This window comes from Hoeflea phototrophica DFL-43 (genome assembly GCF_000154705.2).
Taxonomy (GTDB): Bacteria; Pseudomonadota; Alphaproteobacteria; order Rhizobiales; family Rhizobiaceae; genus Hoeflea; species Hoeflea phototrophica.
In genome coordinates, this window is record NZ_CM002917.1 from 3,234,182 (window position 1) to 3,255,707 (window position 21,526).

Here is a 21,526-nt window from a genome sequence, read left to right on the forward strand (position 1 = left end):
GAACATTCAAACAGACACTGCACTATGAGACTGGGAGGTCTTACATATGAAGAAGCTTCTCGCTTCCACCGTCCTCGCCGCAGGCCTAATGGGCTTTGCCGGCGCAGCACAGGCGGCATCGCACAGCGAATGCGGCACCGTGACTGTCGCCAACATGAACTGGGCATCTGCCGAAGTTCTCGCAAACATCGACAACATTATTCTTTCCGAAGGTTACGGCTGTGACGTGGAGCTCGTTCCGGGCGACACCATGCCGACCCTGACCTCGATGATGGAAAAAGGGGAGCCTGATGTGGCCCCCGAAGCCTGGATCAACGCGGTGCGTGAGCCGCTCGACAAGGCCGTTGAAGAAGGCCGTCTGGTCTATGCGGCCGAATCGCTTTCGGATGGCGGTGTCGAAGGCTGGTGGATCCCCAAATACATTGCCGACGCCAACCCTGACATCAAGACCATTGATGACGCACTTGCCCGTCCGGATCTCTTCCCGGCTCCGGAAGATCCGTCCAAGGGCGCCGTCTACAACTGCCCGTCGGGGTGGAACTGCCAGATCTCGACTGCCAACTTCTTCCGCGCGCACGACGCCGAGGAAAAGGGCTTCGTCCTGGTTGACTCCGGTTCGGCAGCTGGCCTCGACGGCTCGATCGCCAATGCCTACAACAAGGAAGAAGGCTGGCTTGGTTACTACTGGGCACCGACAGCCATTCTCGGCAACTACCCTATGACCCTGCTGGGCTTCAACGCCGAGTTCGACAAGGAATCATGGGACGGCTGCATCGTCGACGCTGAATGTGCTGACCCGCAGAAGAACGCCTGGCCCAAGTCGGAAGTCTACACAGTTGTGACTGCTGACTTTGCCAAGCGCGCTGGACCGGCCATCGATTATCTCAAGGGCCGCGCCTGGTCCAACGAGACCGTCAACGGGCTGCTGGCCTGGAAGGACAAGAACCAGGCAACCGGTGAAGATACCGCTTACTACTTCCTGGAAAACAATGAAGACGTCTGGGGCAAGTGGGTTTCGCCCGAAGCCGCAGAAAAGATCAAGGCAGCCCTTTGATCCTTTGAACATCCAGGGGGCGGTTTCAGACCGCCCCCTTCTTTTTCGGCCCCGGACACGCCGACAAAACCAATGAAAAGAACTGACAGGGGGTAGCCAATGGAATGGCTAACTGAGTTTCCCGATCTGGGAACAAGTACCTTGCGCAACATCCGCCTCACGGTGGATGGCGCATTCCGCGAATTTACACGTGCGTATGGTGAGTCGATCGAACTGCTGTTCGAACCGGTCAAATGGTTTCTGATCAACTCGGAAAATTTCATGACCGATACGCCTTGGCCGATTATCCTGGCCATCGTTGCGGTGCTGGTCTGGCTTGCCAGCCGTTCCTGGAAGATCGTTGTCGGCTCAATTGTCGTTCTGATAGCCATTGGCCTGTTCGGCATGTGGGAAGATACGATGAAAACCATCGCAATGACATTTGTTGCGACGGTACTGGCCATCATCTTCGGGATCCCGATCGGCATCGGCATGTCCCGGTCAAACCGGGTCCAGAGCATTTTCAACCCGATCCTCGACATCATGCAGACAATGCCGAGCTTCGTTTACCTGATCCCGGTCATCATGCTGTTCGGCATCGGCAAGGTTCCCGGGCTGATTGCCGTGATTATCTACGCCATCCCGCCAATCATCCGGCTGACCAATCTCGGTATACGTCTTGTCGACAAGGATGTCCTCGAAGCCGCCGACGCTTTCGGATCATCCAACTGGCAACGCCTCAAGAACGTTCAGATGCCGCTTGCGCTGCCCACAATCATGGCCGGCATCAACCAGACCATCATGATGGCGCTTGCCATGGTAGTGGTTGCGTCCATGGTCGGTGTTCAGGGCTTGGGACAACAGGTGCTCAGAGCCATCAACAACCAGTATTTTACCCTCGGTGTTCTCAACGGCCTGGCCATCGTCGGCGTCGCCATCATTTTCGACCGCGCCAGTCAGGCCTATGGCAAGCGCCTTCAGCGTCATACGGAGATTGTCCATGGCTGAGCAATCCATCGGTAGCGGCATCAGCATCCGCAATCTCTACAAAATTTTCGGAACCAATCCGGAAGCCTACATCGACGCCGTCAAAGGCGGCATGACCAAGACCGAGCTCAATGAAAAGCACAATCATGTGCTCGGCCTCAAGGACATCAACATCGAGATACCGGGTGGCGGCATCCAGGTGGTGATGGGCCTGTCCGGTTCCGGCAAATCCACCCTGATCCGCCACATCAACCGGTTGATCGATCCCACCGCCGGTGAGGTCATCGTCGGCGATGAAGATGTGGTCAAGATGAACGAAATCGAACTCCGCGAGTTCCGTCGCCACAAGACCGCGATGGTGTTTCAGAAGTTCGCGCTTCTGCCCCACCGCACGGTGCTCGAAAACTCGGTCTACGGACTGGAGATCCAGGGCGTGCCCCGCGAAGAACAGGAAAAACAGGCCAGGCGGTGGATTTCGCGTGTTGGTCTGGATGGGTTTGAGGACAACTACCCCAACCAGCTGTCCGGCGGCATGCAGCAGCGCGTCGGCCTTGCCCGCGCACTGACCAATGACGCGCCGATCCTGTTGATGGATGAAGCCTTCTCGGCGCTCGATCCGCTGATCCGCATGGACATGCAGTCGGTGCTCCTGGATCTGCAGAAGGAAATCCGCAAGACCGTGGTCTTCATCACCCACGATCTCGATGAGGCGCTGCGCCTGGGCGACCGCATCGCCATTCTGCGTGATGGCGAGGTTGTCCAGCAGGGCACCAAGCAGGAAATCGTGCTACATCCCGCTGACGAGTACATCTCGAGCTTCGTGCGCGAGGTCAACCGCGGCCGGGTCATCTCGGTCGATATGGTGATGACCGAACTCAAGGGTGAACCGAAGGGCATGCCGATTCCCTCAGGAACAGTGCTTGAAGTTGCGGCCCGGACCATGACGGACAGCAATGCGGCGGAAGCCCATGTGCTCGATGACAATGGCAAGCCGATTGGCACATTGGCGATCAATGAAGTGATCGCTGCCATGGTGACCCCGGTCGATCACGAATCAGCAGCGGCCTAGATCAGTGCTCCGGTCCGTTTTCGGCGGACCAAAGACATCAACAAGCCCCGCGAGCGATCCCTTCGTCCGCGGGGCTTTTTTAACGCTGATCCCTCATGCCTGTTGCATTGATATAAAGATATCTTTATACGTTCGCCAACCAACAGGAGAACTCCATGTCCGTTTCAAATCCGCTTGCCGACCTGCTTGCAGAAAAAGGCGTCCTTCTCGCCGATGGCGCCACCGGCACCAACCTGTTCGCCATGGGGCTCGAATCCGGCGACGCGCCGGAACTTTGGAACGAGAGCGCACAGCACAAGATCACCAAGCTGCATCAGGATTTTGTCGATGCCGGCTCCGACATCATCCTGACCAACAGCTTCGGCGGCACCCGCAACCGGCTCAAGCTGCATCACGCACAGGACCGGGTTCACGAACTCAACAAGAAGGCAGGCGAAATCGCCCGCGCCGTCGCCGACAAGGCGCCGCGCAAGGTGATCGTCGCCGGCTCGGTTGGCCCGACCGGCGATCTTCTGGTGCCTCTCGGCGCCCTCACCTATGACGAAGCCATTTCGTCCTTTGTTGAGCAGATCGAAGGCCTGAAGGCCGGCGGCGTCGATGTGATCTGGATTGAAACCATGTCCGCCGTCGATGAAATCCGCGCAGCCGCAGAGGCCGCGACCCGCATTGGCATGCCCTACACCTACACCGGCTCATTTGACACCGCTGGCAAGACCATGATGGGCCTGCATCCGCGCGACATTCACGGCGTCACCAAGGACCTTGAACAGGGACCCTTCGCGGTCGGGGCCAATTGCGGCGTCGGCGCGTCCGACATTCTCTCTTCGCTGCTCGACATGACCACTGCCGATCCCGAAGCCATAGTCATCGTCAAGGGCAATTGCGGCATCCCCGAATTCCGCGGCACCGAGATCCATTATTCCGGCACACCGCCGCTGATGGCTGACTATGCGAGACTGGCCATGGACAGCGGTGCCAAGATCATCGGCGGCTGTTGCGGCACCTCATGCGAACATCTGGCCGCCATGCGCCAGGCCATCGACAGCCACTCAAAGGCTTCGCGCCCGACAGTTGAGGAAATCGTCGAACGCATCGGCCCGATGCGCAATACGGTTGCCACCGACAACGCAGCCCCCAAGCGCGAGCGTCGCGGCCGCCGGGGCTGATTGCTTGAAATCTGCAGACATCGAAAATGGCCGGGGCTCACGCTCCGGCCTTTTTCTATCTTCTGCGCCTCACATCCAATAGAGCGCGGCATGTATCAGCGGCCAAGACCATTGGCCAGCCGCACCAGTTGCAGGAACTCTGAGCGGTAGCCGAAGGGATCCTCGCCGCGCGCATCCGATGCGATGCTTTCGATGGCATCGAACCCGAAGCCGTTGACCTGCTGAATTCGGCGCAATTTCTGTGCGAAAGCGGCAACAGCGATGGAAAACCGCACATCCTGGGGCGCAGCGGAGAAACTTGTCAATTCGGCATCTTTCATCACCGGGATTTCGGTGAGCGAACTTTCCTCTTCTCCGGGCACCTTGGCTCTGATCTTGAGAAACGCAAATTCGTCGCCATGCGCCACGTCCGAAACAGGCGTCTCAGCACCATAACGCAGATCGCTGTTGAGGATCGCGGGACTGCCAACCGGCGTGACCTCATAAATCGCGGTCACGGTGTGACCAGACCCGATCTCACCGGCGTCGACCTGGTCATTGTTGAAATCCTCGCGGGAGAGCGCACGCGTCTCAAACCCAATCTGGCGATATTCGGCGATTGTCTCGGGATTGAACTCGATCTGGAACTTCACATCCGACGCAATCGGAAACAGCGACGCCGTGGCTTCCTGCGCGAGTGTTTTCTCGGCTTCAGCCAGGGTATCGATATAGGCGGCAACGCCATTGCCGTTCTGGGCCAGCGTCTGCATCAGCTGATCATTGTAGTTGCCCTGCCCAAAGCCGAAGATCGACAGGAACACCCCACTCTCGCGTTTCTCTTCGATCAGGCTTTTGAGCGCATCATCATCGCTGGCGCCGACATTGAAATCGCCATCGGTGGCAAGCAGCACACGGTTGACTCCACCATTCACGCGGGCCTTTTCAGCCAGCCGGTAGGCCTCCTCGATTCCGGCAGCTCCTGCCGTCGACCCGCCGGGACGCAGATCATCCAGCGCATCAAGGATCTTGGCCTTGTCAGAGGCCGGTGTCGGCTCAAGCACGGTGCCCGCGTCGCCTGCATAGGTCACGATTGAGACGGTGTCTTCCGGCTCGAGCTTCTGGATCAGCAGCCGGAACGCCGATTTGAGCAAGGGCAGCTTGTCGGTTTCCTGCATCGAACCGGAAACATCGACAAGCAACACCAGATTGGCCTGCGGACGCGCGGCGGGCTTAACATCGTAGCCTTTGACACCGATATGCAAAAGCCTGGTGTTGGCATTCCACGGCGTCGGCGTAACCGTTACAGTTGCCCGGAACGGCGTCTCCACACTCTCCGGAGCAGGGTAATCATAGTTGAAGTAATTGACCATTTCCTCGATCCGGACCGTCCGCGGATCGGGCATCACACCCTGCTTAAGCGCCCGGCGCACCATCGCGTAGGACGCCGTGTCGACATCGGCGGAAAAGGTGGAAACCGGGTATTCAGCCACCGACCTGACGCCGTTGCTGTCGAAACCCTCCACCCGGTCGCGCTCAGCTTCGGCCCCCGGCGCGGGATTGGCGCCGTCCGCACCACGAAGGGATTCTCCATCGATCTGTCCTGCCAGGCCCTGCCCCGCAAGACCGCCAACAGGCTGGCCGGTAAAGCGCTGCCGCGCTGCGTCATTGGCTTGGCGGGAAGACTTCAGCGCCGGCGAAACAGCAACCTCGGGCAATGGCGCTGCCGCCACCAGCTCCTGCTCCTCCTGCTGCGGTGCGAGCGGCAATGGTTTGTCCATTGCCAATTCAGGATCGGTGGATCTGCTTGAGTCCAGAGGCGCCAGAAGCTTGGGCTCAAAGCCGTTCTGATCCTGGGCAAACTGCCAGGTTAAATAGGCTGCCGCAGGCAGGATCATCAACGTGGCAAGGGCCGTGCCCGCCATATAGCGCTGTTTCATAAGTCCACTCCATATCGAGGTTGCAATAGAAGTGAGACGTCCGCCTGCTTGCGATCCTTTGGGCGCCATTGCTTTTTCTGCGCCTGATTTGTCATAGGCCTGAAGCGCAGCTTGCAGCGCTTGGCGCTTTGCGTCTTCCAGCGGGGGTGGCGCACTGCGCGCCAGTCTTTTGAGATCGTCGTCCATCATTGCTCGTCTCCAGACGTTTGCAGCAGCGTTTTCAACCGCTTCCGCGCAGTGTGCAGATGGTAGGATACCGTGGATTCAGCGCAGCCCATGACAGCGGCAGCATCGGCGTGGTTCAACTCCTCGCCATAGACCAGCAGCATCGCATCGCGCTGCTTCTCGGGCAAAGTGCCGACCGCTGCCCAGACGGCATCGCTATGGCTGGGCTGATAGGTCTCGAGTTCCTCTCCCAGAGCATTGGCATGAACCGCCAGAGCCTGCGCTTTGCGCAACTCACGGGCAAGGAACCGGGCATGGTCATGAGCCGCATTGATGATCAGGCGATAGAGCCACGTTGTGAACGCGCTCTCCTTGCGCCATGTGCGGATCGCAAATCCAAGTCTGAGACAGACATCCTGCGCAATATCTTCCGCAGCAGACCGGTCGCGGCACCATTTCCACGCCACGCCATGAATAAAATCGTAGTGGCGCTCAACCAGCATTGCAAAGGCATTCCGATCGCCAATAGACGCTCGGTCGGCCAAATCCTGATCCGTCGGCTCTTCGGTCCCGGTCCGTGGTTTCATGCAGGCACGCGTCTCCATCATAGAAACTTTGACGGCACAACTCCGCCAATCCTTGGGTGCTGTGCCACAAAATTATGAATAAGATGCCATATGGAACTGAAGCTGGGCTGAACTGTAGCGGTGCGACCGCCCGACAGGACAGGCCTCACGCGCAAGGCATCCCGATGCCATACAGCCTTGTTGCCCATCCTCTGTCCTGAGGTATGAGCGGCAGTTGCTGACAGCAAACCCGTCCGGACTGAACGCGCCGACCGGGCATGCCGACAAGCAAGGCTTGTCTGAGCAGACATCGCAGGGATGAACGAAAGCTTGGCCCACCATCGCGCTCTTGGCGCTGACGCGATCCCCAAGCGCTGACTCCGCAAACAGGATCGCACCGCGATACCCGTGCCACAGGCCAAACTCGGGATGAATGAGCAATCCAAGCGGTGAGGACCGCAGCGCCTCCGCCTTCATAGCCCAGGCCTGAAACGGATGCCATGGCCGGTCCGACGGGAACACCGCCTGCCCGCCTGCCTCTGCGGCGACCGGTTCGATGACCGCCTTGGACCAGCTATCCAGCGGGTCAGAAACTCGCGGGTGCTCGCGCCACCACGCCGAGAAAACAGGCCAGAACCCGCCGCCCAAATGGCCGATGAGACAGATCGCCTTTGCAGGCTTTCCATTTGCCAGCAGAGGTTCAGCGCCGGCCTCGGCAACCAGCCATCCGCGCAGCACCAGCCCGCTTGGTTCCAGCGCAGCCGCAACAGCGGCGCCCGGATGCGGCCTATCCACTCTTGCCCCCGTCACGAAACGCAGAGCGCCAGACCTCTTTGTGGATGAGGCCCGCTACCTGGTCCCGTGCGCCTGTCTCCCTGGCTTTATCGGGCTGTGTTCAGGTGAATGCGTCGGGCATCGAGTCCTTGCGTTCAGTGATATAGGCAAGCAATGCCTCGTCAATCGCCGGATCGAGTTCCGGGGCGACATAGCTGTCGAGCCAGGACCGGCAAAGCGCACGTGCGCGTTCCTCGATCCGCTTTTCACCTTCCGCAAGCCATTGTTCGTAGGAATTGTTGTCCGCCAGCGCGGACCGGTAAAACGCCTGTTGAAAGTTGGCCTGGGTATGGGCGCAGCCGAGATAGTGATTGCCCGGGCCCACTTCGGCAATGGCATCCAGCGCCTGGCCGGTTTCCGAAAGATCAATGCCTTCGGCAAAGCGCTGCTGCATGCCCAGCTGATCGACATCGATCATGAACTTCTCATAGGAGCTGACCAGCCCGCCTTCGAGCCAGCCGGCCGAATGCAGCGCGAAGTTCGTGCCTGCCAGAAGCGTCATGCTGATCGTAGACGCACTCTCATGCGCGGCCTGTGCGTCAGGCACCTTGGAGCCGCAGAGCGATCCGCCGGTCCGGAACGGAATCTTCAGCCGCCGCGCCAGTTGCGCAGCGCCGTAAGACACCAGCGCAGGCTCGGGAGTTCCGAAGGTCGGCGCACCCGACTGCATTGAAATCGAGGCGGCAAAGGTGCCGAACAGCACCGGCGCACCGGGCCGGATCAACTGCGTGAACGCAGCCCCCGCCAGCACTTCCGCCAGAATCTGTGTCAGTGTGCCGGTCACGGTCACCGGGCTCATCGCACCGGCCAGGATGAACGGCGACACGACGCAGGCCTGGTTGTTGCGCGCATAGACCTTGAGCGCGCCCACCATGGTTTCGTCAAACACCATCGGCGAGTTGGCATTGATCAGGTTGAGCGTCACGCAGTTCTGGTCAACAAAATCCGCACCGAACAGGATCTTGCACATCTCGATCGTATCTTCGGCCCGCTCGGGCGCGGTCACGGATCCCATGAACGGCTTGTCGCTGTATTTCATATGGCTGTAGACCATATCGAAGTGGCGCTTGTTGACTGGCACATCGACCGGCTCGCACACGGTGCCGCCCGAGTGATGCAGCGACGGCGCCATATAGGCCAGCTTCACGAAATTGCGGAAATCCTCGATCGTCGCGTAGCGGCGCTCGCCGTCAAGATCGCGAACGAAGGGCGGACCATAGACCGGCGCGAACACGGTCGCCTTGCCGCCGATCTGCACCGAGCGTGCCGGATTTCGCGCATGCTGGGTGAACACCTCGGGCGCGGTCTTGAGCAGCTCGCGGCACAGGCCCTTGGGAAAGCGCACCCGCTCACCCTTCACATCCGCACCCGCCTCGCGCCACAGGGCCAGCGCTTCCGCATCGTCGCGAAACTCGATGCCGATCTCCTCGAGGATCTTGTCGGCATTGCGCTCGATCAGGCTGAGCCCTTCCTCGTCAAGAACCTCGTAGACGCCCAGCTTGCGCGTGATGAATGGCATCGAAATGCCAGGACCGCCGCCTGAACGCTGCGCGCGCCGTGCCGCGGCGCCGCGGCCACGCCGCCCGGAAGTGGCCTCCGGCTGTGCTTCCGGGGCTGATTCGGTGAGGGACATCGTGTCTGAATCTTCCATGAAATGCCTGCATGATCTGGTTTTGCGCCCAATCGCGCCCATAACGACATGCTATCCAAAACCAATCGACGCACCTGCCTCTATGCGCCAAGCCTTGGCGCTCAAGGAATACCCGGCATGTCGTCCCCGTCGCAATTTATGTTTCGCACGTCGCTATCAAGGAACTTTTTGCAAACAAACGTCTATATCGCTATGCAGACTAGGTCTGGTGCGCTGGACGGCTGGTCAGGATAACGAGGGAGAAACCCATGTCTGACGATGAAATCATCCTTTCCGAGCTTTCCGATGATGAACTTGTCCAACAGATGCACGATGATCTGTATGACGGGCTCAAGGAAGAAATCGAGGAAGGCACGAAAATTCTTCTCGAGCGCGGCTGGACGCCCTACGAGGTCCTGACCCAGGCGCTGGTCGAAGGAATGCGCATTGTCGGCGAAGACTTCCGCGACGGTATCCTCTTTGTCCCCGAGGTGCTGATGAGCGCCAACGCGATGAAGGCCGGCATGTTCATCCTGCGTCCGCTGCTCGCCGAAACCGGCGCACCAAAGCTTGGCAAGATGGTCATCGGCACTGTCAAGGGCGACATCCACGACATCGGCAAGAACCTTGTCGGCATGATGATGGAAGGCGCTGGCTTCGACGTGATCGATCTGGGGATCAACAATCCGGTCGAAAACTACATCGAGGCGATCGAGCGCGAAAAGCCCGATATTCTCGGCATGTCGGCGCTTCTGACCACCACCATGCCCTACATGAAGGTCGTCATCGACACCATGAAGGAAAAGGGCATCCGCGACGATTATATCGTTCTCGTGGGCGGCGCGCCGCTCAATGAGGAATTCGGCAAGGCCGTCGGTGCAGATGCCTATTGCCGCGATGCCGCCGTTGCTGTGGAAACCGCCAAGGACCTGATCAAGCGCCGTCACAACCAGCTCGCGGCCGGCGCCTGATCAACAGACCGGCCGGTCAAGCCGATTACCGCCTGCGCTTGCTCGCTGAGATTGCGAGCGCAGGCGCGACCGGTGTCATTGCGGACTGCGAAGGGTTGCACCCATGAAGCAGCAAGCCCCGAAACGTGCCAGATCCTCCCGGCGAGTGCGGGTCATCGCCTGTGGCATGATCGCGCGCGAGGTTCTGGCTGTGAACGCCCAGCTCGGCCAGGACCACATCGATCTCAAATGCGTCGATGCGAATTTTCATCATCATCCGGAGCGAATTGCCCCCGCGGTCGAACGCGCCATTCTTCAGGCCAGGCAGGAGGGTTTTGACAACATCTTTATCGGCTATGCCGATTGCGGCACGGGCGGCGCACTCGACCGGGTCTGCAAGGACCATGGGGTCGAGCGGATCGAGGGCCCCCATTGCTTTTCATTCTATGTCGGCAACGAAGCTTTCAAAGCTGAAGGCGATGCAATGATGACCACCTTCTTCATCACCGATTTCCTGGCCCGGCATTTCGAGGCGTTCCTGATCAGACCATTGGGCCTTGATCGTTTTCCTGAACTGCGCGACACCTATTTCGGACATTATGAACGCGCGCTCTATCTCGCCCAGACCGACGATCCGGAGCTTGAACATAAGGCCCGGGATGCCGCCAACCGGTTGGGCTTGCCCTATGAGCGCCGCCTGACGGGCTATGGAGATCTGGCCATCGCGCTTTCGGAGCTTTGACTCCGATCTTGGCCGACGAAGACGTCAGCTAGGAGCCACCCAGAAAATATAATCCCAGCCTGCCATAAATTTTCAGCAATCCGTGCTTAGATAAGATCCAGTCGCAGCTAGGGTATTTCTCAGTGAGTCCGCAATCCACCGCATCCGCCGTTCCGTCAGTCGCCGCCAGCGGCACCAAGCATCCCGAAAAGCTCTCCGAACTGCTTGAGCGTCTGGCACGCGAGTCGCAGGAGCGGATCACCATGCGCGAGATCGCCACGGCACTGGATGACCGCTCTTTCGGCGCATTTCTGCTGGTCTTTGCGCTTCCCAATCTGATCCCCCTGCCGCCCGGTGCCACCATGGTGCTCGGCCTTCCGATGATCTTCGTCGCCTGGCAGGTGGTGATCGGCTACCAGAAAGTCTGGCTGCCGCGCGCCATTGCCGATTACGCCATTGACCGCGCCACGTTCCAGCGCATGGTGGCAAAGGTTTCCCCATGGCTGCGCAGCGCGGAAAACTGGGTCAGACCACGCAACTGGCCGCTGGATGGTGCGGTGCGCGAACGCCTCTTCGGCATTTTTGCCCTGCTTCTCGCAATCATCTGCGTTCTGCCGATCCCCTTTGGCAACTGGCTCCCCGCCTTCGCCGTTGCAGTCTTGGGCGTCGCCCATACAGAGCGCGACGGCAATTGCCTGGCGGTCGGCGTGCTGATCGGGTTCGTGTCCATTGCGGTGGCGACACTGGTCATCACCGCCACAGGCGCCTTGCTCACAATGCTGTTTTGACGAGGCAATAGCCGCTTCTTAACCGGCTCACGCTTACAGTAGGCGCTTGAACCGCAAGGAGCTCGAATGGCAAAGCCCCCCCGAATTCTCGTGATCACCGCAGGTGGCCCCTACCCCTGGATCATCATCAACGCTTTGTCGGCACATTTCGGCGGCGTCGAAGTGGCCCTTGAACAGCCCGAATCCAAGGCGCTGTTCCTCAAGCGACGCGCACGCAAGATCGGCTGGTGGCAGACCGGCGGTCAGTTTCTCACCATGACAGTGTCCCGCTTCGGCAAACGCTTTGTCCGCGCCCGCGAGGCCGAGCTCATCTCCGCTCACAAGCTGGAGACCAAACCGTCAAAGGATGTGAAGCTCACAGAGATCTCCTCCGCCAATGGGGAGGATTGCCTGGCCCTGATTGCTGAAACCAAGCCCGATGTGGTGTTCCTGGCCAGTTGCCGCATGCTCGGCCGCAAGACACTTGCAGCCATCACCTGCCCGGTGCTGAACTACCATTCGGGCATCAACCCCAAATATCGCGGCCTTGCCGGCGGCTGGTGGGCCCGCGCCAGCGGCGACGACGCCAATTACGGCACCACCGTGCATCTGGTCGACGCAGGTGTCGACACCGGTGACATTCTCTATCAGGCCTTCCTCAAGCCGGATCAGCGTGACACCTTGCTGAGCGACGCCATGGCGATGGCCGCCGGTTCCCGCGAGATCGCCGTCCAGGCGGTCGAAGACGCTCTTGGCGGCAAGCTCGCCCCGAGGAACAGCGAGCTGCCATCGGTTCAGCGGTTTCACCCGCCAATCTGGACTTACCTGTGGACCGGGCTGACCAAACGCATCTGGTAGCCCGCACAGCTCATCTCAAACACGCTATATCATCGCCATACCCTTCGGGGTTCAAGTCAGGTCGCTTTTGACGCGCCGCGCGTCGTCGTGAGCGAAGCGGCCGGAAATCACCATGCGCATTGTATCTTCCAAGGAGAACTTCATGGCCAACCTCATCATCGTCTATTGGCGCGACATTCCCGCTCAGGTGATCGTCAAGAAAGGACGCGCGACAGCAAAGCGCGAACTGTCCTTGCGCTTCACCGAAGCGATCGACATGTGCGCCATGCGGACCGGCGCCGCCGAAACCGATGACTACCTGGACGACTGGCGCCGGGCCGATCCGGTGGAAGTCTCCGATGACCTGGAGGGCGAGGCCGAGAAGGCCGCAGCCGAATTGGAAGCAACCTATGACAAGGAGCGCCTCGTTGCCCTGGTCAAGGGTGGCGGCAAGGAGAGCGATGACTGACGTTCCACCACGGTTTACCCAGGCCGTACTCAACCGGAAAACCGCACCGAAGACGGCCTACAAACCCTCCGGGGTGTCCGCCACCGGCCGAAATTCGCGCAGATTTGCAGTGCGGCTTTGGGCCGTGCGGCAATCGCGTGCGCTCGAATGGTTCTACGAGCGCTTTGCCAATGTCTTTCTGATGCTGCACCCGATGTGGAAAGCGGTCGGCTACCAGCGCGCCGAAGCGCCGGTCAAATTCATCGAGAAGCACGTCAAGGGCTTCCTGTTCGATTGCCGGATGTGCGGCCAGTGCGTGCTGTCCTCGACCGGCATGTCGTGTCCGATGAACTGCCCCAAGCAGTTGCGCAACGGCCCCTGCGGCGGGGTTCGTGCCAATGGCAATTGCGAAGTCGAGCCTGATATGCCCTGCGTCTGGGTGCAGGCCTGGTCCGGCGCCCAGAAGATGGAAGGGCGCGACAAGATCCTGGCCGTACAGAAGCCTGTCGATCAGTCGCTGCGCGAAACCTCGTCCTGGCTGCGTGTCACCGCCAACGCCGCAGCTGAGCGCGACGCAGTTGCCCAGCCGGAAACAGTCCAATGAATCAGGCGGACACCAACCCCAACGATCCCAGTGCCCTGCTCGAACCTTTGCCGGGACATTCGTCCCTCGGACGCCTGGAACGGATTCTGCGCCGTGGCGAATTCGCTGTCACCGCCGAACTCAATCCGCCCGACAGCGCCAACCCGCAGGATGTCTACGAACGCGCGGCGATTTTTGATGGCTGGGTTGACGGTATCAACGCCGTCGATGCCTCCGGTGCCAACGCGCACATGTCCTCGGTCGGCATCTGTGCATTGCTGACCCGCATGGGCTACGCCCCGATCATGCAGATTTCCTGCCGCGACAAGAACCGCATCGCCATTCAGGGTGACGTTCTTGGGGCCTCGGCCATGGGCGTGCAGAACATCCTGTGCTTGACCGGCGACGGTGTGCAGGCCGGTGACCAACCTGGCGCCAAGCCGGTGTTCGATCTCGACTGCATGTCGCTGCTCGAAACCATCCGCATTATGCGCGACAATTCGAAATTCCTTTCGGGCCGTAAACTGACCAGCCCACCGACGGTGTTTCTGGGTGCTGCCATCAATCCATTTGCGCCCCCCCAGGATTTCCGTGTTCATCGCCTCGCCAAGAAGATCGCCGCCGGCGCGCAGTTCGTGCAAAGCCAATATTGCTACGATGTTCCCATGTTCAGGAACTACATGCAGCAGGTAGTTCCTGAACATGGGAACATCAGGAACTACATGCAGCAGGTGCGCGACATGGGCCTCGACAAGGAATGCTTCATTCTGTGTGGCGTCGGTCCGCTCGCCTCGGCCCGCACCGCGCGCTGGATGCGCTCGAATGTTCCCGGTGTTCACATCCCCGACACGATCATCGAGCGCCTCGAAGGCGCCAAGGACCAGAAGGCCGAAGGCAAGCGCATCTGCATTGACATCATCAATGAGGTCAAGGAAATCGAAGGCGTGTCCGGGATCCATGTCATGGCCTACCGGCAGGAGGAATTCGTTGCCGAGATCGTCCACGAGTCAGGTGTGCTCAAGGGTCGGCGGCCCTGGACCAAGGAGCCCACATCCATGGATGAAATGGTCGCGGCACGGATGGAGGAAATCCTTGAAGAGCCCAAGCATCTGCTCCATGAAATGGCCGGTGCCGCAAGCGAGCCGGACACGCAGGAATAGCACCGTGACTTGCATCGCCGCGGAAATTCGTATAACCACATAAACAATTCTTTATGTCTTCACTGCAAGGATCAAACATGACCCGCACCATCGTCGCCTCCGCCACTAAAGAAGTGATCATCGGTTTTGATCAGCCCTTCTGCGTGATCGGCGAACGCATCAACCCGACCGGCCGCAAGAAACTGGCAGCCGAAATGGTGGAAGGCAATTTCGAAACGGTCATCAAGGATGCCCTGGCCCAGGTTGCCGCAGGCGCAACCATGCTCGACGTCAATGCCGGCGTGACCTCGGTCAACCCGAACGAGACCGAGCCCGGGCTTCTGGTCCAAACACTTGAAATCGTTCAGGATCTGGTCGACGTACCACTTTCGATCGACAGCTCGGTCACCGCTGCGATCGAAGCCGCGCTGAAGGTCGCCAAGGGCCGGCCGCTGGTCAATTCCGTCACCGGCGAAGAGGAAAAACTCGAAGCCATCCTGCCGCTTTGCAAGAAATACGACGTCCCGGTGGTGGCAATCTCCAACGACGAAACCGGCATCTCTGAAGACCCGGACGTGCGTTTCGCCGTTGCCAAGAAGATTGTCGAACGCGCCGCCGATTTCGGCATCAAGCCTTACGACATCGTGGTTGATCCGCTGGTCATGCCGATTGGCGCGATGGGCACCGCCGGCCAGCAGGTCTTCGCACTGCTGCACCGTCTGCGCCATGAGCTCAAGGTCAACACCACCTGCGGCCTTTCCAACGTCTCCTTTGGCCTGCCCCACCGCCACGGCATCAACGCCGGTTTCATCCCCATGGTGATCGGCGCCGGCATGACGTCGGCGATCATGAACCCCTGCCGCCCGCAGGAAATGGAAGCCGTGCGCGCCGCCAATGTCTTGAACGGCACCGACCCCAATTGCATGAACTGGATCAAGACCTACAAGGACTACCAGCCCCATGTGGCCGGCTCCGCCCCCGCCCCGCAGTCCACAGCCCCCTCCGGCGGCGATGGCGGACGCCGCCGCGGCGGTCGCGCCGGAAGATCGGGCGGGGCGTAAGCCAAACCATTGGATCATGAATCTGGCAAACCATTGTTTCCAAACGGCGATTGAGACAAGGTCGCTCCCACTCCCTCACCCTGAGGTGCGAGCTCCGAAGGGGCGAGCCTCGAAGGGCGAGGGTGTGGGCCACTTCAGGCTATGTTTTTGGGACAAGATGCCCGCGGCGCGAAAGCTCCGGCAATCCTTCATAATTCTGAGCGATCAGGGCTTCCTTTTTGCGCCTCGACCACCCCTTGATCTGCCGCTCGCGGGCGATTGCGTCGACAATAAGATCGTAGGTCTCGGAAAACACCAGTTCGACCGGTCGTCGCTTGGCCGTATAGCTGGTCTCGCTCGGCAGATTGTTATGCTCCCATACTCGGGCCTCAACCGCCTGCTTGGTCAATCCAGTATAATAGCTGCCATCCGCACAGCGAAGAATGTAAACAGTTGCCTCGACCATCCTGCCCTGCCCCTCGCCCTTCGAGGCTCGCCCCTTCGGAGCTCGCACCTCAGGATGAGGGACAGTATAAAACGCCGCACCTCGATTGCAAAATGGTGACCCAATGACCGATGCCACCGACCACCTCGTCCTGTTCATGCCATCGGGCAAGCGCGGCCGCTTTGCCACCGACACGCCGGTGCTTGAAGCCGCGCGGCAACTGGGCGTGCATGTCGAAAGCGTCTGCGGCGGGCGTGGCATATGTGGCCGTTGCCAGGTCGAGGTTCAGGAGGGCGTCTTTGCCAAGCACGGCATCACCTCGTCCAACGAGCACATTTCCGCCTTTGGCGGCAACGAGACCCGTTACGCCGAAAAACGGGACCTGAAAGCCGGCCGCAGGCTGTCCTGCTCGGCAAAAATCCTCGGCGACCTGGTCATCGATATCCCGCAGGACGCCGTGGTCAATGCGCAGGTGGTGCGCAAGGATTCCGATGGCCGCGTCATCGAGCGCAACCCGGCAATCCAGATGTGCTATGTCGAGGTCGAAGAGCCTGACATGCACAAGCCGCTCGGCGATCTCGACCGGTTGCTTCAGGCTGTCGAGGCCGACTGGGGCTTCAAGAACGTCACCGTCGACGCCTATCTCTACGGCCAGGTGCAGCAGATCCTGCGCAAGGGCAACTGGAAGGTCACCGCCGCAATCCACGAACCTCTCCATGGCGGGCCGGCCACACTGGTGGCACTCTATCCCGGTCTCAAGAACGAAGCCTACGGGATTGCCTGCGACATCGGCTCGACCACCATCGCCATGCATCTGTCGTCGCTGCTGTCGGGCCGCACGCTGGCCTCCTCGGGCGCATCCAATCCGCAGATCCGCTTCGGCGAAGACCTGATGAGCCGGGTCTCCTACGTGATGATGAACCCCGATGGCCGCGAGGGCATGACCAAGGCCGTGCGCGAGGCGCTCAACGAGCTGATCGACAAGGTCTGTGCCCAGGGTGAAGTCGACCGTGCCGACATTCTCGATGCAGTCTTCGTCGGCAACCCGATCATGCATCATCTGTTTCTTGGCATCGATCCGACCGAACTGGGCGGCGCCCCCTTCGCGCTCGCCGTCTCCGGCGCGGTCAATGTCAAATCATCCGAGATCGGCCTGCCGCTCAATCCCGGCGCGCGGGTCTATATGCTGCCCTGCATCGCAGGCCATGTCGGCGCAGACGCGGCCGCAGCGACACTCACCGAAGGTCCGCACCGCCAGGACGAGATGATGCTGCTGGTCGATGTCGGCACCAATGCCGAGATCGTGCTCGGCAACTCGTCGCGTACCGTCGCCGCCTCCTCGCCAACCGGCCCGGCCTTCGAGGGGGCTGAAATCTCCTGCGGCCAGCGCGCCGCCCCCGGCGCGATCGAGCGCATTCGCATCAACCCCGAAACACTGGAGCCACGCTACCGTGTCATCGGTATCGAGCCCTGGTCGGATGAACCCGGTTTTGACGAGGCCGCCGCCAAGGTCGGCGTCACCGGCGTCTGCGGCTCCGGCATCATCGAGATCATCGCCGAGATGTATCTCGCAGGCATTATCACCGAAGATGGCGTGATCAATGGCGACCTCGCGGCAAGAAGCCCGCGCATCATCGGCAATGGCCGCACCTTCTCCTATCTGCTGCGCGATGGTGAACAGCGGCTCATGGTCACCCAGAACGATGTCCGCGCCATCCAGCTCGCCAAGGCCGCGCTCTATGCCGGCATCAAGCTGTTGATGGACAAGCAGGGCATCGATCACGTCGACCGCATCGGCCTCGCCGGGGCCTTCGGCTCCTTCATCGACCCCAAATATGCGCTGGTGCTCGGTCTGGTGCCCGATTGCGATCTCGAGCGGGTCAAGGCCGTGGGCAACGCCGCGGGCACCGGGGCACGCATGGCGCTGCTCAACCGCAGCCATCGCCGCGAGATCGAGGCCACCGTCACCCGTATCGAGAAGATCGAAACCGCACTTGAGAGCAAGTTCCAGGATCATTTCGTCAACGCCATGGCGCTGCCCAACAAGATCGACGCCTTCCCCCGGCTCGCCGAAGTGGTGAAGCTCCCCGAACGCTCGATGGACACCGCAGCCGCCGATGGTGTCGAGCCGGGCGCTGCCAGACGCCGCGGCGGACGGCGCAACCGCAGTTGAGATCTCCTAAACGGAACTGCAAAAACTGACCTTTACCCGAATCGGCTGGGCGACTAGGGCTTCGTGGTGACCTCACTCTTTCGCTCACCGCTGTTTTTGGTACTCACGCTCTGGACCGCCGGTCTGGGGGCGGCCGCGCAATTTGCCAAGATCGTCGTCATATTCCCGGAACTGCAGGCCTATTACGGCGAGACCGGCGCCGCATCGGGCTATCTTGTCACCCTGATCTCGTTTGTCGGCATGGCGCTGGGGCTGGTGGCCGGCGTGATTGCCATCCAGATCGGATTGCGGCGGCTTTTGATCCTCGGCCTGAGCCTTGGCGCGGCGATCTCCGCCTGGCAGGCGACAATGCCCGGCTTCGAGGCGATGATGCTCAGCCGCTTCATCGAGGGCCTTTCGCACCTCGCCATCGTGGTGGCGGCCCCGACGTTGATTGCGCAATTGTCGACCGGCAAGTACCAGGGCGCGGCGCTGACCCTTTGGGGCACATTCTTCGGCGTCGCCTTTGCCACGGTCGCCCTGTTCGCGCCAACACTGATTGCAGCCTACGGAATTGGCTCGCTGGCGCTGGCCCACGCGATTTACATGGCATGTATTGCAATGGTCTTGGCCGCCCTGTTGCCGCGTGTGGACCGCAACGACGCACCGGCCTGGCCCTCCCTCGCCAACATCGCACGGCGCCATGTCAGCGTGTATTCATCACCCTTCATCGCAGCCCCCGCGCTTGGCTGGCTGTTCTACACGCTGACCTTCGTCTCGCTGCTGGCGATCCTGCCGCCAATGATCGACCCTGCCCAACGTGCAATGGTCACCGCCGCCATGCCGCTTGCCAGCATCGCCTCCTCACTCACGCTCGGCACCTGGCTGCTGCGCAGGATGTCCGCCGTCACCATCATCATCATCGGCTTTGTCCTGGCCATCGGGCTGGCTGTTGTGCTGATGACATTTGGTGTCGCCGCCTGGCTGGCCATTGCCCTGTTTGCAAGCCTCGGCCTTGTCCAGGGCGCAAGCTTCGCAGCCGTGCCCCAGCTCAATCCCGGACTGGCGGAACGGGCACTGGCCAATGGTGGCCTGGCGCAGATGGGCAACATCGGCAATGGCATCGGAACACCCATCGCGCTGGCAATCCTGGCATTGGGAGACGGCATCGGGCTGCCGCTGTTCATCATCATCAGCTACAGCGCGGCGATCGCCACACATCTGTTCCTGGCGCAGATGCGCAAGAAGAGATCCGCTGCCTGAAACCGGTCTGGCTGCGGGACTCTTGTCTCTGGCGGGAACAGCCTCTCCCGTCAAACTTGTTCCATTTGAAAAAGATCGGCTCTACTCTGCGTCCATGAGCGCTCAACCCGAAGCCCTGATCTTTGACGTGTTCGGCACCATCGTCGACTGGCGCAGCGGGATTGCGGCGGCCTGCAAAGAAGCCTTCGAGCGCAAACAGATCGACCACGACCCTCACCGCTTTGCAGACTTGTGGCGCGACGAGTATCAGCCGGCCATGGAGCGCATCCGCTCAGGCGGCCGCGGCTATGTGGCGCTGGACATTCTGCACCGGGAAAACCTTGATCGTGTTCTCGACAAGACCGGCCTCGCGCCCCGTTTCAACGCAGCTGAGCGCGACACGCTGAACCATGCCTGGGAGCAATTGCCGCCCTGGGCCGACAGTGTCGCAGCGCTTCAAATCCTCAAGCAGCGCTTCATCATCGCCCCCTGTTCGAATGGCTCGATCGCCTTGATGACCCGTCTGGCAAAATTCGGCGGCCTGCCCTGGGATGCCATCCTCGGCGCGGAGATTGCGCGGGACTACAAGCCACGCGCCCAAGTCTATCTCGCGTCCTGTGCGGCGCTCGGGCTCGAGCCTTCCCGGGTCATGATGGTGGCAGCCCACAATGACGATCTCGAAGCTGCTGCTGCTGCGGGCCTCAGAACGGGGTTCTTCCCACGCGCTCAGGAGTACGGCGCGGCGCAGAAGACCGATCTTGAACCTTCACAGGACTGGGATTTGGTCTCCTCAGATATGACGGGCTTCGCCAGCACCTTGTTGAACGCGCCGGTATGAGCAACCTGCACAAAGTCACCTACAGATCGAACGACCCGGTTTCATTGAACCGCTCAAAGCCTGCCCTGAAATGATCGCTGAGCGCGGAAACCTGTGGCGACGGATCTGAACCGACCTTGAGCTGCAGCTGATATTGACCCGGTGCAGGCAGGCCGCAGTTCTCGTCCAGAATCTGGATATCGGGCCCGACAAAATGCCGCCCCATCGGAGCGATCGCAAGGTCCGCAAGGATCGCGGCCCGCTGCCCGGCCATGTGCGAGGTCATGAACGCCACCCGGTAGGACCTCCCGACCTTCTCGAGTGCCGCAAGCGCGCTTTCGCGCCAGACGCAACCTTCGTCCCACATGGAGACGGGAAGCGGGTCCATCAGGCATGCCTGACCGCCTTTTGCTCCCGCCCAGACGATATCGTCGGTCATCACCACCTCGCCTGCGTCGGACGTGGACCCGCGCATGCAGCTGACAAGGGCAATGTCGAGATGTCCGGATCCAAACCGCTTCAACAGGCTGGAGGATTGGTCGATAACAACATCGACCACCACGGAAGGATGCGACTTGGCAAACCGCTTGAGCACACCCGGCAGCACCGCTTCGCCATAGTCCGAGGGAGAACCAATCCGCACCACCCCGGAAACCTCAGAGGTCACAAACCGCGAAATTGTTTCGCGGTTCAGTGCAATCAACCGCCGCGCATAACCAAGCAGCACTTCGCCATCATGAGTCAGCGCAACATTGCGGGCATCGCGCAGGAAAACCGATACGCCCAATTGCTCTTCCAGCCGCTTGATCTGCATCGAGACAGCTGACGGCGTGCGGTAGATCCGCGCCGCGGCGGCCGTGAAGCTGCCGGTTTCGGCAATGGCCACGAAACTGCGCAGGACATCCGGGTCCAGCATGATCAGGGGATGGTTGACCGGTGCGTTCATATCAATCAATTTCGCTTATCTTAGATATCAATTCATTTCGTTTGATTGAACAATGCCTTGGAACGATGATGTT

General features: G+C 60.5%; 21 protein-coding genes. 15 read left to right on the plus strand and 6 right to left on the minus strand.

Features of this window, described 5'->3' with window-relative positions; all coding sequences use genetic code 11:
* Window positions 1-46: 46 nt before the first annotated feature.
* The 4 genes from HPDFL43_RS15320 (at window position 47) to bmt (ending at window position 4,255) form a co-directional block, all read left to right on the plus strand.
* Window positions 47-1,054, plus strand: coding sequence for an ABC transporter substrate-binding protein (locus HPDFL43_RS15320; RefSeq protein WP_007198292.1), 1,008 nt, complete (start codon window positions 47-49; stop codon window positions 1,052-1,054).
* 99 nt (window positions 1,055-1,153) lie between these two features.
* Window positions 1,154-2,041 carry an ABC transporter permease gene (locus HPDFL43_RS15325; protein ID WP_040449273.1) on the plus strand — a complete coding sequence of 296 codons (888 nt, stop codon included), beginning with the start codon at window positions 1,154-1,156 and terminating at the stop codon, window positions 2,039-2,041.
* Window positions 2,034-3,089 carry a quaternary amine ABC transporter ATP-binding protein gene (locus tag HPDFL43_RS15330; protein WP_007198294.1) on the plus strand — a complete coding sequence of 352 codons (1,056 nt, stop codon included), beginning with the start codon at window positions 2,034-2,036 and terminating at the stop codon, window positions 3,087-3,089. The genes HPDFL43_RS15325 and HPDFL43_RS15330 overlap by 8 nt, the downstream gene beginning before the upstream one ends.
* 155 nt (window positions 3,090-3,244) lie before the next feature.
* Window positions 3,245-4,255 carry a betaine--homocysteine S-methyltransferase gene (gene bmt, locus HPDFL43_RS15335; RefSeq protein ID WP_007198295.1) on the plus strand — a complete coding sequence of 337 codons (1,011 nt, stop codon included), beginning with the start codon at window positions 3,245-3,247 and terminating at the stop codon, window positions 4,253-4,255.
* Between the two features lie 95 nt (window positions 4,256-4,350).
* On the opposite strand, the gene HPDFL43_RS15340 is transcribed toward bmt, so the two are convergent.
* From HPDFL43_RS15340 to HPDFL43_RS15355, 4 genes are all read right to left on the minus strand, one after another.
* Window positions 4,351-6,357 (minus strand): vWA domain-containing protein, encoded by a 2,007-nt coding sequence (locus tag HPDFL43_RS15340; RefSeq protein ID WP_007198296.1) that lies wholly within the window; start codon window positions 6,355-6,357, stop codon window positions 4,351-4,353.
* On the minus strand, window positions 6,357-6,923 hold the full coding sequence (locus tag HPDFL43_RS15345) for an RNA polymerase sigma factor (RefSeq protein ID WP_040450321.1): 567 nt from the start codon (window positions 6,921-6,923) through the stop codon (window positions 6,357-6,359). Before HPDFL43_RS15345 ends, HPDFL43_RS15340 begins: the two co-directional genes overlap by 1 nt.
* A 72-nt stretch (window positions 6,924-6,995) precedes the next feature.
* A complete protein-coding gene (locus HPDFL43_RS15350; protein WP_007198298.1) occupies window positions 6,996-7,697 on the minus strand; it encodes a 4Fe-4S dicluster domain-containing protein in 702 nt (233 codons plus the stop codon).
* A gap of 100 nt (window positions 7,698-7,797) precedes the next feature.
* The gene (locus HPDFL43_RS15355) at window positions 7,798-9,369 is read right to left on the minus strand and encodes a trimethylamine methyltransferase family protein (protein ID WP_040450322.1); all 1,572 of its coding nucleotides are present in this window, start codon (window positions 9,367-9,369) and stop codon (window positions 7,798-7,800) included.
* Between the two features lie 266 nt (window positions 9,370-9,635).
* On the opposite strand from HPDFL43_RS15355, the gene HPDFL43_RS15360 reads away from it, so the two are divergent.
* The 8 genes from HPDFL43_RS15360 to HPDFL43_RS15395 all read left to right on the plus strand — a co-directional run bounded on the left by HPDFL43_RS15360 (window position 9,636) and on the right by HPDFL43_RS15395 (window position 15,872).
* Window positions 9,636-10,337, plus strand: coding sequence for a corrinoid protein (locus tag HPDFL43_RS15360; RefSeq protein WP_007198300.1), 702 nt, complete (start codon window positions 9,636-9,638; stop codon window positions 10,335-10,337).
* 103 nt (window positions 10,338-10,440) lie between these two features.
* Window positions 10,441-11,058 (plus strand): DUF1638 domain-containing protein, encoded by a 618-nt coding sequence (locus HPDFL43_RS15365; RefSeq protein WP_040449274.1) that lies wholly within the window; start codon window positions 10,441-10,443, stop codon window positions 11,056-11,058.
* 122 nt (window positions 11,059-11,180) lie between these two features.
* On the plus strand, window positions 11,181-11,825 hold the full coding sequence (locus HPDFL43_RS15370) for an exopolysaccharide biosynthesis protein (protein ID WP_007198302.1): 645 nt from the start codon (window positions 11,181-11,183) through the stop codon (window positions 11,823-11,825).
* A gap of 66 nt (window positions 11,826-11,891) precedes the next feature.
* Window positions 11,892-12,662 (plus strand): formyltransferase family protein, encoded by a 771-nt coding sequence (locus HPDFL43_RS15375; protein WP_007198303.1) that lies wholly within the window; start codon window positions 11,892-11,894, stop codon window positions 12,660-12,662.
* A gap of 142 nt (window positions 12,663-12,804) precedes the next feature.
* Window positions 12,805-13,110, plus strand: coding sequence for a virulence factor (locus HPDFL43_RS15380; protein ID WP_040449275.1), 306 nt, complete (start codon window positions 12,805-12,807; stop codon window positions 13,108-13,110).
* Complete coding sequence (locus HPDFL43_RS15385; protein ID WP_007198305.1) at window positions 13,103-13,693, plus strand: methylenetetrahydrofolate reductase C-terminal domain-containing protein; 591 nt, start codon at window positions 13,103-13,105, stop codon at window positions 13,691-13,693. Before HPDFL43_RS15380 ends, HPDFL43_RS15385 begins: the two co-directional genes overlap by 8 nt.
* On the plus strand, window positions 13,690-14,832 hold the full coding sequence (locus tag HPDFL43_RS15390; protein WP_040449276.1) for a methylenetetrahydrofolate reductase: 1,143 nt from the start codon (window positions 13,690-13,692) through the stop codon (window positions 14,830-14,832). Before HPDFL43_RS15385 ends, HPDFL43_RS15390 begins: the two co-directional genes overlap by 4 nt.
* Before the next feature lie 77 nt (window positions 14,833-14,909).
* A complete protein-coding gene (locus HPDFL43_RS15395; RefSeq protein WP_007198307.1) occupies window positions 14,910-15,872 on the plus strand; it encodes a methyltetrahydrofolate cobalamin methyltransferase in 963 nt (320 codons plus the stop codon).
* A gap of 139 nt (window positions 15,873-16,011) precedes the next feature.
* Here the strand turns inward: HPDFL43_RS15395 and HPDFL43_RS15400 are convergent, their stop codons facing one another.
* Window positions 16,012-16,317: a GIY-YIG nuclease family protein gene (locus tag HPDFL43_RS15400; RefSeq protein WP_007198308.1), complete on the minus strand. Its 306-nt coding sequence runs from the start codon at window positions 16,315-16,317 to the stop codon at window positions 16,012-16,014.
* 103 nt (window positions 16,318-16,420) lie between these two features.
* Between HPDFL43_RS15400 and HPDFL43_RS15405 the strand changes: the two genes are divergently transcribed.
* The 3 genes from HPDFL43_RS15405 (at window position 16,421) to HPDFL43_RS15415 (ending at window position 20,528) form a co-directional block, all read left to right on the plus strand.
* On the plus strand, window positions 16,421-18,469 hold the full coding sequence (locus HPDFL43_RS15405; protein WP_007198309.1) for an ASKHA domain-containing protein: 2,049 nt from the start codon (window positions 16,421-16,423) through the stop codon (window positions 18,467-18,469).
* 66 nt (window positions 18,470-18,535) lie between these two features.
* Window positions 18,536-19,711 carry an MFS transporter gene (locus HPDFL43_RS15410; RefSeq protein WP_040450323.1) on the plus strand — a complete coding sequence of 392 codons (1,176 nt, stop codon included), beginning with the start codon at window positions 18,536-18,538 and terminating at the stop codon, window positions 19,709-19,711.
* Window positions 19,712-19,805: 94 nt separating this feature from the next.
* Window positions 19,806-20,528, plus strand: coding sequence for a haloacid dehalogenase type II (locus HPDFL43_RS15415; RefSeq protein WP_007198311.1), 723 nt, complete (start codon window positions 19,806-19,808; stop codon window positions 20,526-20,528).
* A 19-nt stretch (window positions 20,529-20,547) separates the two neighbouring features.
* Here HPDFL43_RS15415 and HPDFL43_RS15420 read toward each other — a convergent pair whose 3' ends face one another.
* On the minus strand, window positions 20,548-21,453 hold the full coding sequence (locus HPDFL43_RS15420; RefSeq protein ID WP_007198312.1) for a LysR family transcriptional regulator: 906 nt from the start codon (window positions 21,451-21,453) through the stop codon (window positions 20,548-20,550).
* Between the last annotated feature and the right edge of the window lie 73 nt (window positions 21,454-21,526).